The 15665-nt window shown below is 63.7% G+C and carries 13 protein-coding genes; 5 read left to right on the top strand and 8 right to left on the bottom strand.

What is annotated here, in order from left to right:
• Positions 1–17 precede the first annotated feature (17 nt).
• The 3 genes from KA354_13820 to larC all read right to left on the bottom strand — a co-directional run bounded on the left by KA354_13820 (position 18) and on the right by larC (position 2933).
• Positions 18–1100: a Gfo/Idh/MocA family oxidoreductase gene (locus tag KA354_13820; protein MBP7935720.1), complete on the bottom strand. Its 1083-nt coding sequence runs from the start codon at positions 1098–1100 to the stop codon at positions 18–20.
• A 4-nt stretch (positions 1101–1104) separates the two neighbouring features.
• Complete coding sequence (locus KA354_13825; protein MBP7935721.1) at positions 1105–1686, bottom strand: hypothetical protein; 582 nt, start codon at positions 1684–1686, stop codon at positions 1105–1107.
• A gap of 71 nt (positions 1687–1757) precedes the next feature.
• The gene (larC, locus tag KA354_13830; GenBank protein ID MBP7935722.1) at positions 1758–2933 is read right to left on the bottom strand and encodes a nickel pincer cofactor biosynthesis protein LarC; all 1176 of its coding nucleotides are present in this window, start codon (positions 2931–2933) and stop codon (positions 1758–1760) included.
• Positions 2934–3188: 255 nt separating this feature from the next.
• Between larC and KA354_13835 the strand changes: the two genes are divergently transcribed.
• Positions 3189–4160, top strand: a complete 972-nt coding sequence (locus KA354_13835; protein MBP7935723.1) for a serine acetyltransferase — start codon at positions 3189–3191, stop codon at positions 4158–4160.
• A 145-nt stretch (positions 4161–4305) separates the two neighbouring features.
• On the opposite strand, the gene KA354_13840 is transcribed toward KA354_13835, so the two are convergent.
• Entirely contained in the window at positions 4306–5787 is a 1482-nt protein-coding gene (locus tag KA354_13840) for a hypothetical protein (protein ID MBP7935724.1), read from the bottom strand.
• Positions 5788–6147: 360 nt separating this feature from the next.
• On the opposite strand from KA354_13840, the gene KA354_13845 reads away from it, so the two are divergent.
• Entirely contained in the window at positions 6148–7749 is a 1602-nt protein-coding gene (locus tag KA354_13845) for an alkaline phosphatase family protein (protein ID MBP7935725.1), read from the top strand.
• 101 nt (positions 7750–7850) lie between these two features.
• Here KA354_13845 and KA354_13850 read toward each other — a convergent pair whose 3' ends face one another.
• Positions 7851–8294: a cupin domain-containing protein gene (locus KA354_13850; GenBank protein ID MBP7935726.1), complete on the bottom strand. Its 444-nt coding sequence runs from the start codon at positions 8292–8294 to the stop codon at positions 7851–7853.
• Positions 8295–8616: 322 nt separating this feature from the next.
• Here KA354_13850 and glgP point away from each other — a divergent pair, with 322 nt between their 5' ends.
• Positions 8617–11175, top strand: a complete 2559-nt coding sequence (gene glgP / locus KA354_13855; GenBank protein MBP7935727.1) for an alpha-glucan family phosphorylase — start codon at positions 8617–8619, stop codon at positions 11173–11175.
• 296 nt (positions 11176–11471) lie between these two features.
• Here the strand turns inward: glgP and KA354_13860 are convergent, their stop codons facing one another.
• On the bottom strand, positions 11472–12425 hold the full coding sequence (locus KA354_13860) for a hypothetical protein (protein MBP7935728.1): 954 nt from the start codon (positions 12423–12425) through the stop codon (positions 11472–11474).
• 115 nt (positions 12426–12540) lie between these two features.
• Positions 12541–13278, bottom strand: a complete 738-nt coding sequence (ispD, locus tag KA354_13865) for a 2-C-methyl-D-erythritol 4-phosphate cytidylyltransferase (GenBank protein MBP7935729.1) — start codon at positions 13276–13278, stop codon at positions 12541–12543.
• A 252-nt stretch (positions 13279–13530) separates the two neighbouring features.
• Between ispD and tgt the strand changes: the two genes are divergently transcribed.
• Together tgt and yajC are read left to right on the top strand one after the other, a co-directional pair.
• Positions 13531–14667, top strand: coding sequence for a tRNA guanosine(34) transglycosylase Tgt (gene tgt / locus KA354_13870; GenBank protein MBP7935730.1), 1137 nt, complete (start codon positions 13531–13533; stop codon positions 14665–14667).
• 9 nt (positions 14668–14676) lie between these two features.
• Positions 14677–14985 carry a preprotein translocase subunit YajC gene (yajC, locus tag KA354_13875; GenBank protein MBP7935731.1) on the top strand — a complete coding sequence of 103 codons (309 nt, stop codon included), beginning with the start codon at positions 14677–14679 and terminating at the stop codon, positions 14983–14985.
• 119 nt (positions 14986–15104) lie between these two features.
• Here yajC and KA354_13880 read toward each other — a convergent pair whose 3' ends face one another.
• Entirely contained in the window at positions 15105–15392 is a 288-nt protein-coding gene (locus tag KA354_13880; GenBank protein MBP7935732.1) for a hypothetical protein, read from the bottom strand.
• Between the last annotated feature and the right edge of the window lie 273 nt (positions 15393–15665).

Here is a 15665-nt window from a genome sequence, read left to right on the forward strand (position 1 = left end):
CGTCGGATCGGCTCTCGCTACCTCCCCAGCCATAGGTCGATCGGCTTGTCCACCTGCCGCGGCTCGTAGGGCCATTCGATTCGACGACCGGTGCCGGCCGATTCGTAGGCCGCCAGGATGATCTTCAGCACCTTCCGGCCATCCTCGCCCGTCTCGACCGGTTTCTCCAGCCCCTGAGCACAGCGTACGAAGTGAGCCATCTCCTGCGGGAAGCCATAGTTCCAGATCTCCTCGAACATGGTGAAGGTGTAGCCTTTGGTCGAGCCGGCCTTCTCCACCGCGTAGCCGTAGCCACTCTCGCTGTAGGTCAGCAGCGAGCTGCCCCGGAGCAGATCCGCCCGGGTGAAGCCCGCCGAGCCGTAGATCTCGCACTTGTCGTCCACCCCGCCGGTTTTGGCCCAGCTGTTTTCCGCCAGCCCAACGCGGTTGCCCTCGTACTCGACGATGCACAGGCTGTGGTCCTCACCTCGAGTCTTGTCGGTGTGGACGCGGACGCCCATGTTGGCAAAAACGCTCTTGACCTCGGGTTTGCCGAAGATCCAGCGGGCGTACTCGATCGAGTGGCAACCCATGTCCAGAAGCACGCCGCCGCCGGACTTGTCTACGTCCCAGAACCACGAACTGTGCGGCCCGAAGTGCTCCTCACTCTGCTTGACCAGAAAAGCCCGCCCGACGGCACCCTCATCCACGAGCTTCTTGGCCCGTACGTACTTGGGCGCAAAGCACAATTCCTCGGCGTACATGAGAAGCACGTTGGCTTCACGGCAGGCGGCGATCATCCGGTCGGCTTCCTGCAGCGTACGGCACAGCGGCTTCTCGCACACCACGTGCTTGCCCGCTTTGGCGGCATCGACCGCCACCTGGCAGTGCAGGTCGTTCGGCAGGCAGAGCGTGACCATCTGAAGGTCCTTCATGGCCAGTAGCTGCCGATAGTCCTCGAACCCGCTGGCGATGCCGTGATCACGGGCAAACGCCTTGGCCTTGCCGGGCGTCGGCGACGCCACGGCGATCACCTCGGCATCGGGAACCATCTTGAAGGCGGCGGCGTGAATGTCGCCCACGAACCCCGTGCCGATGATCCCAACTTTCACCTTGCTCATCAGGTCATCCTTCCTTGCTCTCGGCCTTCAGGTTCTTCTTCTCGTCCTTGCCGGCGGTCTTGTTCCCCGGCTTGGGACGGAGTTTGAGGATCAACTCGATCTCCCCCGTGGTCTTGCCCAGGTCCTTGGCGATCTCAATCGCCGAGAACCCGGCATCGGACAACTCGTATACCACATCGTACCGGACGTCGAGGCCCATGTCCTCGGTCGGGTGTTGGCTGGGGACTTCCCCACGCTGCCGGGTCAGCCGGTTGAGGACCGCAATGCGCCGGTCGGCGTCGCGGATCACCGCCTCGAGCTTGGCGTAACGCGTGTCGATATCGGCGCTGATCCTCCGCGACAACTCTTGAAGCTCGGCGAGCAGCGATTCGATGTTCCGGCGGAGTTCCACCTCCTCCGCCCGCGTGAGCGGGGGGGGACGGAGCGGAACAGGTCTGTCAAACCGCTTGGCTGCATCCCGCTGCCGCCGGCGCATCGAGTTCATCAGTAGGAACATGGCCAAAAGCGCAATTCCCAACGGGATCAGGCCGTCGGAGCTGAATGCCCCGTTGGCCAGAGAGAGGCAGACTGGTGAGAGGTTGCTCATGACTGAAACGGATCACCTGCCGTACAACCGTCTCAAGACCGGCTGGGCCGGAGCCGGGCCGGTACCGTACACTACTTCCATGCTCTGCGTGCCGCTTCCATAACGTCCATCAGCGACCGACCAAGCCGTTCGGCAGCCGCGCGGCAATCCTCGTACTCCGGCGAAACGCGCACGACCCGTCCACTTCGCCGCCCGACCTTGACCGGGATCGGGCCAAACTCGGTCTCCACCGTCGCCATCGACCGGCTCAGCTTGCTCCGCCGGACCGGGTGGGCACGAACGCCAAACGTGGTCGTCTCCGAAAAGAGGATATTCTCGACCACGGACCGCAGATCGGACGATGCCAGAACGGTCAGCAAGGTCGCCGGCCGGTTCTTCTTCATGGTGATCGGCGAAGTGAATACGTCCATCGCACCGGCCGCCAATAACCGCTCACAAACGTAGCCAATCGTCTCAGCGGTCACGTCGTCCAGGTTGGTTTCCAGCACCAGGATCTCGTCCGCCTCCTCGCCGCCGGGTGACTCGGCTGACTCGCCTAGGATCAGCCGCAGAATGTTCGGGCGAGTCTGGCCCTCGCGCCGACCGGCACCGACACCGATTTGCTTGACGGTCATCGCCGGCATGGGACCGTAGGCGTGGGCCAGCGTGGTCAAGATGGCCGCCCCCGTCGGCGTGGTGAGCTCGCCAATCTCATCACAGCTGGCCAAGGGCACGCCTTTGAGCAGTTCAACCGTGGCCGGCGCCGGAACCGGCATCTGGCCGTGGCTGCACGCGATTGTCCCGCTGCCCGTGGGTATCGGGGACACGTGCACCTGCTCGACACCGAGCTGATCCAGGGCCAGGCACGCCCCGACAATGTCCACGATCGAGTCGATCGCACCCACTTCGTGAAAGTGGACCTTCTCCGCGGTCGTGCCGTGTACCTTGGCTTCAGCCTCGGCCAGACGCTTGAAGATGGCTTCCGCTCTCCGTCGGACCTGGTCCGGAAGCACGCCGCCCTGGATGATCTGCAGGATGTGCTTAAGGTGCCGGTGAGGCTTCTCGACGGCCGGATCGACCACCACGTCAAACTGCGTGGCGGCGAAACCCTGCTTGCAGACCTGCGTGGCTTCGATTCGAAAACCCGGTACGCCTAGGCCGGCCAGATCTCGCCGCAGTCGCTCGATGTCCGCGCCGGCCGCAATGGCCGACGCCAGAATCATGTCCCCACTGGCCCCGCTAAAGCAGTCAACATAGGCGATGCGCATACCGATATCGAGTCTATGTTGCCGTCCAAGTCTTTGCAACAGCCGCACTTGCTGGCGAACGCGGGCCGGGCCTATAATACGTCTATGCCACGCGTCTCATGGCTGATTCCGAGCGGCCAATCGAGCCGCTGTTCGTGTACCCGCGGGGCCGGTTCGTGCGCCTGAGCGCATGGTCGCTGCCCCGCGCCGTCCGGTGGATGCCCCGTTTCCTGTTCCGTGTTCGATCTTCAAACCAGGTGGTCCGGAGAATTGCGTATGCCCGCGGCGTTCCAGATTGGCGAGGCTCTGCCTGGCCTGGTGGACAGAATCGTCCAGAGTTACGAGAGCGACGATCGCACCCGCCACACCGATAAGACCTACCTGCCCAGTCGGGCCGAGGTTGTCGAGATCATCCACATGCTGCTCGAATTGGCCTACCCCGGCTACTTCGGTCGGCAAAACCTGACCCGGCACAACGTGAAGTACCATGTGGGTGAACTGCTGCCCAAGCTCGGCGAGCGGCTCTTTCGCCAGATCGACCACGCCTTGTGCTACAAGGAAGAAGTCGACGGCCGGACCCGCCCGGAGAAAAAGCCCTGCGATGCCAAGGCCCGGCGGATCACGATGGAGTTCCTGGAACGTATTCCGGCTATCCGGGCAAGGCTGGCTGGTGATGTCCAGGCAGCCTATGACGGTGACCCGGCAGCCATCAACACCGACGAAGTCATCCTCGCGTATCCGGGCGTTCTGGCCGTGACCGTGTACCGCTTTGCCCACGAGCTGCACATGCTCGGTGTCCCGCTCATTCCCCGAATGATGACCGAGTGGGCCCATACCGCCACCGGCACCGATATCCACCCGGGAGCCAGCATCGGGCCGAACTTCTTCATCGATCACGCCAGCGGCGTGGTCATCGGCGAAACAACCGACATCGGGGAGAACGTGAAACTCTACCAGGGGGTCACCCTCGGTGCCCTGTCCTTCCCCAAAGATGAACGTGGACGCATCATCCGCGGCCACAAACGCCATCCCACCGTCCAGGCCGGCGTGACCATCTACGCCAACGCCACGGTCTTGGGCGGCGAGACCGTTCTGGGCGACTCGTCCATCATCGGTGGTTCCGTCTTCCTGACCAACAGCATTCCGCCGAACGCCACCGTCAGCATGAAGCCGCCAGAGCTGAAAGTCCGCAAGCGCGGCGAAAAGGACGACCAATACCCCTTCGGGGTGTACGGAGAGGGAATATAGTCGGGGAACCTCGGCGCCCCGCAAGGCGACCACGCGGGGACGCGAAGTGGCTTCTTGACCCGTCGGCGCAGTCTCAGGATTGCCGCCCGGACCGTGCCGGCGGGCGAAACACGCTCGCAAGGAAGACCGTCCCGAAGGACCCCAGTCAAACGGGTTGTGACCCTGCAGACGCCGCGGGCTGGCTCTGCGCCGGACGATCCTGCTGCGAATCCGGTGCCGGGCGGGAGGTCGGGCTGTCTCGCTCGCCGGTCGGTCGACGTCGGCTGCCGTATTGAGCGATCTGGCTGTCGGTGGGGATGCGCTCCAGTCTCTCCTTGAGGACCTCGAACAACCGGTCGATCCCCTTGTTCAACCGCTCGATCTCGTCGTGCCGCTTCTGATCATTCTCGATCTTTTCCGCGGCGGCATAGTCCAACTTGCGGGCATCGCGGTACTGCCGGCGCTCGTCTTTGTACATGCGCAGCAGGGAATGGGCCGACGACTGCTGCGAATCGTCCAGATGGTACCGGCGGATAAAGGCGATGACGTAATCATCCCAGGGATCGCCCGTGCCACGCGATTCCCTCGCCCGCTCACGCCAACTCCGCATGCGATCCTGCTCGTCCTGGACCTGGCCTGAATCCTGAACGCTCTGCTCCTGAGTGACGGCACGCTGCCGTCGCTGGGGGCGGTCGGGCCGCGCCCCTTGCTCTGCGCCCCGGTTGTCGGAAGGCAGCTGGCTGTCCTGGGCCTGACTCGCGTCACCGCTTGGGCTCTGCTCCGGCTGGACCGGTTGCGGAACCGGCTGCTGGGCCTGTTGCTGTTGTTCCAGCTGACGCTGCGCGTCACGCTGAGCCCGCATTTCCTGCCGGCGACGCTGGCGCTCGGCGCTACGGGCATCCTCCTCGGCCTTGGATGCGCTGCGACGCTGCTGGGCTCGGGTGACCTGATCGGCCGGCAGCGTCTTCTCCACCGCGTCGGCGACATTCTCGAAGTTCATCAGCGGCGACTGGTTGCGGGCCTGACGCAGCCAGTCGGTGACCTGTTGGAGACGATTCTCGTCGATGGCCTGCCCTGCACGCCGCTGACCCTCCAGCGCGAACCGCTCCCTCATCATCGTCTGAACATCCCTCATGATCGGCTGGCTGTACTCACGCTGCTGCTGCTTGATCGTGTCGAGTTGCTGCCTCACTTGGGCCCGCTGGTCTTCGGTCAAAGCGTAGATGTCGGTCAGGCGGCGGAGGTGGCCCTCGCTCACCCGGACGTAGAACTGCTCGACCATCTCAGGCGTAAACGGGCCGGGCGGTCCGCCACGCCCGAAACCGCGATCGCCGCCCGGACCACGGTTGCCACCTGGGCCGCGATCGCGCCCCGCACCCCGGTTACCCTCGGGGCCACGATCGCGGCCAGTTCCTCGGTCGGCTCCGGGACCACGGCTGGCTCCGGGCCCCCGTACGCCTTCCGGTCCCCGCATGCCTCCACCGCGAGGGCGATCACCACCCCACCCGCGTCGCCCTTGACTCGGTTGGTTCGGCTGACCCTGCTGGTCTGGCCGAACCTCCTGGGCGCCGGCCATGGGATACTCCAGCATCAACGCACCGAGGGTGAAAACCACCGCCAGCATCAATCCACGGTGCGGAGAACTCATCGTCGTGCTCCCGAGGCAGGGGACTTGCGGCATCCCTTTCCTTCCTGGCCAAACGCCGAAACACGCTGATTATTGCCCCATCCCAACCGGCCCGTCAGATGCTCCATGCCCACACCCCCGCGACCCCCGGAACAGGCCCGGATCGCCCCGTTCCCCCCTTGCCCCTCTCCGGGTACAATCCGCGCCTGCTGCGGCCAGCCAGCTTGACCTCTGGCCGCCGCCCATCGTTGCTGCACTGGAGACGACGTGATCTCGACCGAGCAAGCTGGAACCAGGCCCGTTCGTTCGCCGGAGTCCGGCCTCGCCGCCTTCCCTTCGACACCACATCGCGAGCTCCAACCTGTTGTCGCAGAAAAAGCTATGGTCATCGGGCTGGACGGGGCCACGTTCGACGTGCTCGATCCGCTGATGGCCGCCGGCAAGATGCCTCACTTGGCCGAGCTGGTCCGAACCGGTACGGCCGGCATTCTCAACTCCACCAAGCCGCCGATCACCCCGGCCGCCTGGACTACCTTCATGACCGGCAAGGGCCCCGGGCAGCACGGGATCGTCGATTTCGAGCGCTACGACGTCAAGACCAACAAGCTGACCTTCAATAGCACGCTGGAAATCCGGGTCAAGACCATCTGGGAGATGCTCAGCGAAAAGGGCTTCCGGGTCGGCTCGGTGAACGTGCCCATGACCTACCCCCCTCGACGGGTCAATGGCTTCATGATCTCCGGATTCGAGACCCCGAGCATCGAGTCTGACTTCACCTGGCCGCCCGAACTGAAGACGGAGATCCTCAAACGGTGGCCGGACTACAGCTACCGGTCAAGCTGGAAGCGAAAGGCCATCGGCGGCGACGAGGTCTTCGAGCAGAATATCCGGTTTATCGAAAGGAGCTTTAGCCAAGGTGCCGAGGTAGCTACGTTCTGTGGCCAGAAATACGGCTGGGACGTCCTGATGGTCCTGTACAAGCTGGTGGATAACCTCCAGCACAAGACCTGGAAATACCTCGACCCGGTCCTGTCGCAGATCAACTGGAACCCGAAACGGGCCGCGCTGGTGACCGGCTGCTTCGAGAAGCTGGACGTCGCCCTGGGCGAACTGTTCCGCTACGCCCGCCAGAACCGGGCCACCATCTTGATCATGTCCGACCACGGACACGGCAGCCTGGACGGCAAGGCCCAGCCCAACGCCCTGCTCAGCCAGTGGGGCTACCTCAAGATCAAGAGCCCGATGACCCAGGCCTCGGTGCGAACTCGGCAGGTCATGGATCGGCTGCTCGGCCGGACCAGCAAGCGATTCGAGGCCAACCTCGGCATCGAGCATGAGCTCGCTCTGGATTGGTCGCAAACCCGGGCGTGCGTCATTCACGCGGGCATCTACGGCTTCCTGTATGTCAGCCTCAAGGGGCGTCAGCCCGGTGGACTGGTCGATCCGGCCGATTACGAGCCGCTTCGCGACGAGCTGCGCCGCAGGTTCCTGGCGGTCACCGCTCGCCGTCCGTCCGGCGAAACGATCCCGGTTTACGCCGAGGTCCACAAGACCGAGGAACTGTACCAGTGCTCGCGCGAGGAGCAACCCTGGCTGCCCGACCTGCTGCTCGTACCTCAGCCGGGTCTGGCCGTGGTCCGCAAGATCCGCGGCTCCGCTCCAGTGCGGTGGAGTTCTTTGCGCCATCTGGAAGGCACCCATCGAATCGAGGGCATCTTCATCGCCAATGGTCCCAACGTCCGCCAGGGCCACAGGATCCACGCTCAGATCGCCGATATCGCCCCGACGCTCCTCGCCTCACTCGGCCTGCGCGTGCCCCGGGATATGGAGGGCAAACCCCTCGCCGAGCTGTTCACCACGCCGCCCACGATCGAGTTTGAGACACCCCAGGCGACCACCGTTGGCGACTTCGAGGAGATCTACTCCGAGGCCGAGAAGGCGGCCCTCACCAAGCGACTGACCGAGCTTGGATACCTCGAGTGAGCGTCCAAATATCGAAAGGTCCAGACCGCCCCCGTTTTCCTTCTCCCTGAAGGAGGCTCCAGGAGTCGGGTGATGGCTGACCGCAGATCACGGAACGCCCCTTAAGGCGTCTCCGTGCACTGCGGCCAGGCGCCGTCGGGCAGCGGGGGGGCGTCGACGCCGGCTTTGGGCAGTGTCCCGCTGAGTTCCTGACGCCAGTGAGCGACGTCGCCGGCCGGTCCGTAAACGTAGATCATCTTCAGCGGGGTCTCGCCGATGTTGGTGAGCTGATGGAACTCGCGGGGCGGGATCTTGACCGCTTGGCCGGAACGAACGGTCTGCCGCTCGGAGCCGACGCAGGCTTCGCCGGTCCCCTCGACGATGAAGTAAACCTCCTCCTGTTCCTGATTGTGCCACGGGACCTGCCCGCCGCGCGGTTCCAGCGTCACGTAACCCATGCAGAACTGGGTGAACTGGATCGGCGATGCTCCGCCGACCACATTCTGGGTTCTCCTCCGGGCGGGGTACGTCCGGCCGTCAATCTTGGCCAAATCAGCGATAATCAAGGCCCAGCCTCCTGAGTGCATTTGAAGTGGTCCACGTGTGCCGCCTTGCTCACCCTCTCCTCAACATTCCGCGCTCAGCCGCCGGTCCCACGATTCCCAGATCATCCAGCTATCCTAACACATCTTGGAAGACTCGACACGCCCGGCGCGCAATGCACGCACGGGTGACGACGGAGCGTCACGCGGGGCCCGGCCCGCAGTGACGGTCTTTCGGCATGAAGCCCGATTTCATCGTTGGGTGAACTTCCAATCATGATTCCGCCAGCCAGCAGCCGTTTTTGCCGATGCTAAAGGGGTCTCAAGCTGGAGGATATCGGACATTATGACCCAAGTGCGCAGTTTTATGGTCTTGCCCGCCTTGCCGGAACCTTTGCGCCCCCTCCGGGACTTGGCCTACAACCTGTGGTGGACCTGGAGCGCGGAATCGTTCGAGCTGTTCCGCCGAATGGACATCGATCTCTGGCGGGAGTTGAAACACAACCCTGTGGCCATGCTTGCCCAGGTTCGACAAGAACGCCTCGATCGGCTGGCAAGCGATCCGGCCTACTTGGCTTGGCTCCATCGGGTCTTGGAGGCCATGGAGGCTTACTTCGAGCGACCGACCTGGTTCGACAAGAACTTCGGCAACCGCCCGGTGGGCACGATCGCGTATTTCTCTGCCGAGTTCGGTATTCACGAATGTCTACCCATCTACTCCGGCGGCCTCGGTACCCTGGCCGGCGACCATTTGAAGAGCGCCAGCGACTTGGGCTTGCCATTGGTCGGCGTAGGACTCCTCTATCGCCAGGGCTACTTCCATCAGTACCTCACCCAGGACGGCTATCAATTCGAGGACTACCCCGAGCTGAACTTCGCCGAACTCCCGATCGTGCCCGTGCGCGACGAGAATGGACACCACCTGACCGTCAGCATGGACGTCGGCGGACACGATGTGGCTGCCCAGGTCTGGCTCGTCCGCTGCGGGCGAGTGAATCTCTACCTGCTCGATACCAACGTCGCTCGCAACCGGCCGGAGGATCGCGATATCACCGCCCGCCTGTACGGTGGTGACCAGGAGACGCGTATCCGTCAGGAGATCATCCTCGGTATTGGCGGTGTCCGGGCTTTGGCTGCTCTGGGTATCGACCCATCGGTCTGCCACATGAACGAGGGCCATTCGGCGTTCCTGGCGATCGAACGTATTCAGCAGAAAATGAGACGCGAAGGGCTCACGTTCGAAGAGGCCCGGGAGGTCGTCGCCACAGGTACGGTCTTCACCACCCATACGCCCGTGCCGGCCGGTATCGACACCTTCCCCAGTGCCCTGGTGACCCGGTACATGACCGGCTACTGCCAAGCCCTGGGTATCAACCAGAATCGCCTCCTGGAGTTGGGCCGGATGAACGCCTCCGACGCCAACGAGCCATTCAGTATGGCGGTGCTCGCCTTGCGACTCGCGTATCTGAGCAACGGGGTGAGCGCTCTTCATGGGGAAGTCTCCCGGAAGATGTTCAGCGCGGTCTTTCCAGGTGTGCCGGTGAACGAAGTACCGATCACCTCTATCACCAACGGGGTGCACATCCGCAGCTGGATGTCCAGCGAGGTGGCTCATCTCTACGATCAGTACCTCGGTCCGCAATGGGCGGACGATCCGCTGAATCAGGCCATCTGGCAACGTGTAGATCTGATTCCGGACGCGGAACTCTGGCGGTCGCATGAGCGGCTTCGGGAACGGCTGGTGGCCTTCGCTCGTCGGCGTCTGAAACTCCAGCTCATCGCCCGCGGCGCCCCTCCGGCCGAAATCGACGCGGCCGACGAGGTGCTCGATCCCGAGGCCCTCACCCTCGGCTTCGCTCGCCGGTTCGCCACCTACAAGCGGGCGACCCTTTTAATGCGCGACCCCGATCGCCTGGCCAGAATCCTCACCAGCGGCGACCGCCCCGTGCAGCTCATTATTGCCGGGAAGGCCCATCCCAAAGACGAGGCCGGCAAAGAACTCATCAAGCGGATTGTGGCCATGACCAAGACGCCCCAACTCCGCAACCGGTTGGTCTTCCTCGAAGACTACGACATGAGCATCACCCGGTCCCTGGTCTGGGGCGTGGATGTGTGGGTCAATACGCCCGTCAAGCTCCACGAAGCCAGCGGCACGAGCGGCATGAAGGTCATTCCCAACGGCGGTATCAACATGTCGGTGCTTGACGGCTGGTGGCCTGAGGGATTCGATGGTACCAACGGCTGGGCAATCGGCGATCGCCGCATCTACGGCAACCAGGATTACCAGGACCATATGGAGGCCGAGTCGTTCTATGAACTGCTCGAGAAGGAAATCGTGCCCCGGTTCTATGACCGCGGAGCGGACGGCCTCCCGCGCCGGTGGGTGGCGACGATGAAATCGTCAATGCGGACCTGCTGCCCGGTGTTCAATACCAACCGCATGGTTCGCGAGTATGCCGAACGGTTCTACCTGCCTGCGGCCGAGCGATGGCACCGGTTCAGCCAGGAGAAGTACAAAGTCTCGCGCGACATCGCCACTTGGCGGCAGAAGCTGCTCCAGCGATGGAGCGAAATCAGTATCGACTCGCTGCAAGCCGATATTCCGCAGACCGTCACGGTCGGCAACCGCCTGGCGGTTCAGGCCGAAATCCGGCTCGGCTCCATCGATCCCGCCGAGGTATCGGTGGAGCTGTACTACGGCCCGCTGGACGCTCGTGGCCTGATCACCATGGGCAGTTCGGCCCCGCTGCATTGCCAGAATCGCGACGGCCCGTCGGGACGGTACAAGTACACCGGCGAGATTCCCTGCGAGTACAGCGGTCACTATGGCTACGCCCTTCGGATCGTGCCGCACCATCCGGAAATGGCCGCCCGTTACAACATCGGACTGGTACGCTGGGGTTGATGCCCGACCGCGCAGCTCGGGCACCCGCGACCGCAGCTTGCCCGGGCTCCCGCCTCGGCTGCCGCCCCCCATCCCGCCAGTAAGGGGGGAAGCGGAGTTTCGGACCACCGCCTTGCCGAGACCAGCCCTTCGCCATCCATAGCGATGGGCCACCATGGCCAACGCCGGGAGTCGGGTCGAGGCTCGACTCAAGACGCTGCTCAGGACGCGCCCAGGAACAACCTCCGCGTGGCATCCTCCCGGCGCGACCTGGGCGATCGAGACGGCCGCGTCGGACCGTACCTTCGCGAACTCGCTCACTGAGTGGACGTCGGCGCGGGGGGCTTGGGCTTCACTTCGATGATGCCGGCGGGCGGCGGCGGTGGGGTGCTTGTCGAGCTGGACTTCGGCTGGCTCACGATCTCGCCTGGCGAATGCCGCGTCTTCTCGTCGGTCAACTGGGCAATCCGCCGATACGCGAAATCCAGATTGCTCTTGTTCGATCGCTCGTTCTCTACGACTTCCTGGTACATCGCCAGGGCGTTCTCGCGCTCGTGCAGCCGGTAATCGAGGAGCACGGCCAGCTGGAACCGGACCGGGTGCTGGATACTCGGGTTCCACAGCAGGGCCTTGCGGTACCACTCCGCGGCGATGGTGTTGTCCTTCTCCTCGAAGTACTCCTTGTGGATCTCAGCGATGTAGAAGGCGGCATCAGCAACCTTGTCACTGCTGGGGTAGTTGTCCACCACTTCATTGAACTTGGCCAGCGCCAGCTTCATCGTCCGCTGGTTGTACAGACCCGGGATCTCGGATCCGCCTTTCTTCATCAGGGCCCGGCCCTCGTTGAACAGCTTGTCGGCCTCAGCGATCGACTGCGTAGGCTTGAGTTCGCTCGCCGGCGCCTCGGTGTCACTGATGTAACGGTACGGCTTCACGTACTTGAGATCATTCAGTTCGGTGCGAGCCCACGCCTCCTTCACCGCATTGCCGTTCTCGTTGTAGTAGTTGGCGAGCGCTCTGAGCAACCGGGCATACATGGTGCGGTGAAGGATCATCTCCTCAACCAGGTCCAGCTCCGTGCGGCCCGCGGTCTTGATGTCGGGGACCTGAATGCCCGCGGGCGTCTCTAGATCCGTGGTCGGGCCGGCGACCTTGGTGCGCTCGGGACCCGCGATCTCATCCGTCTTGCAGCCGCCGGCCAGGACCGCACCCAACACGATACCAAGCCCGACGATCATCCGACGATTGAACCTATCCGTCAGCGTCCTCATTGCGTCAGCCTCCTGCGACGACGAACCAGCGCGATCATCCTGAAACACACGTCCCTGGCAACGTTAGGTCAGCCAAGCGTAAGCGAGAAAGGCCGGAATCGTCAAGCTTCAGCGGCTACCATTGGGCCTCCTCGAAGGCGCCCAGCGGTCCCTTCGGCCGTCCTTTCGGGCGGTTCTTGACGATGGACTGGGCGAGGGCGATGTCGCCCGGAGCGGTGACTTTCAGGTTGCTGAAATCAGACTCGACGATTTGGACGGGATGGCCCAAACGTTCGACCAACTGGGCGTCATCGGTGGGCTCGCCCTCGAACTCGCCGCGTCTGGCGTAAGCCTGCTCGATCAGATCGCGCTTGAATACCTGCGGCGTCTGAGCCTCCCACAGCCCTTCGCGGGAGATCGTCTCGTCAACCACCAGGCTTTCGCCTGCCCGCTTGATCGTCCCGCGCAGCGGGGCGGCCAGGATCGCGGCGTTCGTTTTCCCCGCCTCGGCAAAAACGCGGTCAATCATCTCCTGGCTCACGCACGGGCGGGCAGCATCGTGGATGGCCACGAACTCGGCCTCGGGAATCACCGCCGCCAAACCGTTGGCTACCGAGTCGCAACGCAGCGGCCCGCCGGTGACCGGTTTGACACCCATGAAGCCCAGATTGGCCCCGAACTTCTCTTTGATGTGCTCCGCGTCCTCGGGAGCAATGACCAACAAAGTCTGACACACGTCTTCACGGTTGACGAACTGCTCCACGGAGCGGAGGAACATCGGCCGACCGTCGAGCTTGGCCAGAATCTTCTTCTCCTTGCCGCCAAACCGGGTGCTCTTGCCCGCGGCCACAATGATGACTGCCATCTTGCCCATGGCTGACGATCGCTCCTTCTGGGTGCTCGAATTCGCCCGCCGGCCGTCGTCGGCGAGGAGGACGTGCTGGCGGTTGTCGCCGCGCCGAGTAATATGACCACGCGGCGTAAGAGTACTCTAGAGCGGGCCCCGGGCGCGGTCAAGAAAACCCGGCATGGCGGCAGGCAATGCCGACCCATGAAGGGCAAACTGGAAGTGGAATAAGGCCCAGGCCGTGCCGCGCGGCCGGCCTCCGCAGGGAGACGTCCAAGGATGCTCACTTTCGAGGTGAGGCAGGCCGATCCGGGCGGGCGGGCACGCTGCGCGACGGTGACAACGCCGCACGGCCAGATCCGTACCCCGGCGTTCATGCCGGTAGGAACGCGGGCCACAGTCAAAGGCCTCTGGCCCCAGCAGGTGCGCGACAGCGGCGCGGATATCCTGCTCGCCAACACTTATCACCTGCTTCAGCGGCCGGGAGCAGAACTGGTCGAACAGCTCGGCGGGCTGCACAAGTTCATGGCCTGGAACGGCCCCATCCTGACCGACAGCGGCGGCTATCAGGTCTTCTCGCTGGCCGACCTGAACAAGGTCACCGATGAAGGCGTGACCTTCCGTTCCCACATCGACGGCCAGACGATCCACATGGACCCGCTCTCGGCCACCCGGATCCAGAACCAGCTCGGCGCCGACATCATCATGGCATTCGACCAGTGTCCGCCGGGCGACGCCGACCGAGCCACCGCCCAGGCGGCGGTCGACCGGACCATCCGCTGGGCCGGGCGATGCCGCTCCGCCCACCAACGCTCCGACCAGGCCCTGTTCGGGATCGTGCAGGGAGGTGTCTACTGTGACCTGCGGCTGGCGTGCGCCCACAGGCTGATCGAGATGGACTTCCCTGGTTACGCAGTGGGAGGATTGTCGGTCGGTGAGACCCACGAGCAGATGGTCGCGGTCCTACGCGAGGTCGTGCCGGCCTTGCCTCCCGACCGGCCACGATACCTGATGGGCGTGGGCATGCCTCGGGACATCCTCGCGGCGGTTCAGGCCGGTATCGATATGTTTGACTGCGTTCTGCCGACGCGAAACGGACGCAATGGCTCCGCGTTTACCGGGGACGGGACACTGAGACTGCGAAACGAGAAGCACCGCCTCGATCCAGGACCACTTGAGGAGAACTGCCCCTGCCCCACCTGCCGGCAGTTCAGCCGGGGGTACATCCGGCATCTATTCCTCGTGGGAGAGATGATGGGGCCGATTCTGGTCTCGGTCCACAATCTGTGGTTCTACCAGCGGTTTATGGCCCGGCTGAGAGACTTGATTCCAGATGGGGATTACGCGACGATGCTGGCCGAATTCCCCGTGGCCGGCGAGCCCGGCCGGGCGGATTCACGAATCAACACGGATTGAGTGACGCATATGATGCTTCCCATTCTGGCTCAGGACGCCGGCAACTTCCTCTGGATCGGCCTCATCCTGATGTTGGTGGTCTTCTACGGAGTCATGCTCTCCGGCAGCCGAAAAGACAAGAAGGCTCGCCAGGAAATGCTCGCCGGGCTACGCAAGAACGATCGGGTCATGACCATCGGAGGTATCATCGGCTCTGTCGTGTCCGTGACCGATAATGAGGTAACACTGAAGGTTGACGAATCGGCCAACGTCAAGATAACCGTCGTTCGCAGCGCCATCCAGAAAGTGCTGGTCGAGGACGAGAAGCCGAGCCTGTAGACGCACCCACTGTCTCGGAACCGGGCGCCGCGCGGCCGGACCAGAACCCCGATGCGATCAGTCCCCTTGTTCGCAACGCCCGGTAGGGCCGGTAGGGGACGAATCCTCCCCTCTGGCTCTCAGGCTCGGGGGCCGGGCCCTTCGCCCGACCCCTGGCGTTTTGGCCCCGGCGTGGGCGGAACATAGGGAATGAATGGCTGGCCTTCCGGTGGCAGCGTCATTCGGTCGGTTCCCGGCAGGTCGGCCGCCGGCTCCCCCGGCGTCGACAGGGGGCCTCGCGACCAACAACAAGCCTGCATCAGGACAGCCGGGGCGTAGTGCTGGAGCAGCGCCCGCTGGCATTCCGTACTCCTGGTCTCCAGGTAGCGTTCCCAGAGCAGGTTGGCATCATCCGCGTATCGGTACATCCTCCACCCCTTGTCCGAGGCGTTGTCCACGGATATCGCTCTTGCGATCCTCTGTGACGAACATATCGACTACCCTCGGACAATCCGCGAGACCGTAAGTACCCGAGATTGCGGCCGATCCGCCTGGCTCCACCCCGGGGCTGAACACAGGGCAGCTTGACAGGAACCTTGGTGTCCCGGATTATACTCGCGGGGCGAGGCAGGCTGGTGTCGGCCGCGCCTAACTGGAGTATTCGCCGATCTCTCGGCGGGCTCCCCTTTGGATTTAACTCA

The sequence above is a fragment of the Phycisphaerae bacterium genome (assembly GCA_018003015.1).
Classification (GTDB): Bacteria; Planctomycetota; Phycisphaerae; order UBA1845; family PWPN01; genus JAGNEZ01.

Excerpts from the sequence above, each read along its gene's own strand:
- KA354_13820 (MBP7935720.1), bottom strand. The coding sequence starts at position 1,100 with ATGAGCAAGGTGAAAGTTGGGATCATCGGCACGGGGTTCGTGGGCGAC.
- KA354_13825 (MBP7935721.1), bottom strand. The coding sequence starts at position 1,686 with ATGAGCAACCTCTCACCAGTCTGCCTCTCTCTGGCCAACGGGGCATTC.
- larC (MBP7935722.1), bottom strand. The coding sequence starts at position 2,933 with ATGCGCATCGCCTATGTTGACTGCTTTAGCGGGGCCAGTGGGGACATG.
- KA354_13835 (MBP7935723.1), top strand. The coding sequence starts at position 3,189 with ATGCCCGCGGCGTTCCAGATTGGCGAGGCTCTGCCTGGCCTGGTGGAC.
- KA354_13840 (MBP7935724.1), bottom strand. The coding sequence starts at position 5,787 with ATGAGTTCTCCGCACCGTGGATTGATGCTGGCGGTGGTTTTCACCCTC.
- KA354_13845 (MBP7935725.1), top strand. The coding sequence starts at position 6,148 with ATGGTCATCGGGCTGGACGGGGCCACGTTCGACGTGCTCGATCCGCTG.
- glgP (MBP7935727.1), top strand. The coding sequence starts at position 8,617 with ATGACCCAAGTGCGCAGTTTTATGGTCTTGCCCGCCTTGCCGGAACCT.
- KA354_13860 (MBP7935728.1), bottom strand. The coding sequence starts at position 12,425 with ATGAGGACGCTGACGGATAGGTTCAATCGTCGGATGATCGTCGGGCTT.
- ispD (MBP7935729.1), bottom strand. The coding sequence starts at position 13,278 with ATGGGCAAGATGGCAGTCATCATTGTGGCCGCGGGCAAGAGCACCCGG.
- tgt (MBP7935730.1), top strand. The coding sequence starts at position 13,531 with ATGCTCACTTTCGAGGTGAGGCAGGCCGATCCGGGCGGGCGGGCACGC.
- yajC (MBP7935731.1), top strand. The coding sequence starts at position 14,677 with ATGATGCTTCCCATTCTGGCTCAGGACGCCGGCAACTTCCTCTGGATC.
- KA354_13880 (MBP7935732.1), bottom strand. The coding sequence starts at position 15,392 with ATGTACCGATACGCGGATGATGCCAACCTGCTCTGGGAACGCTACCTG.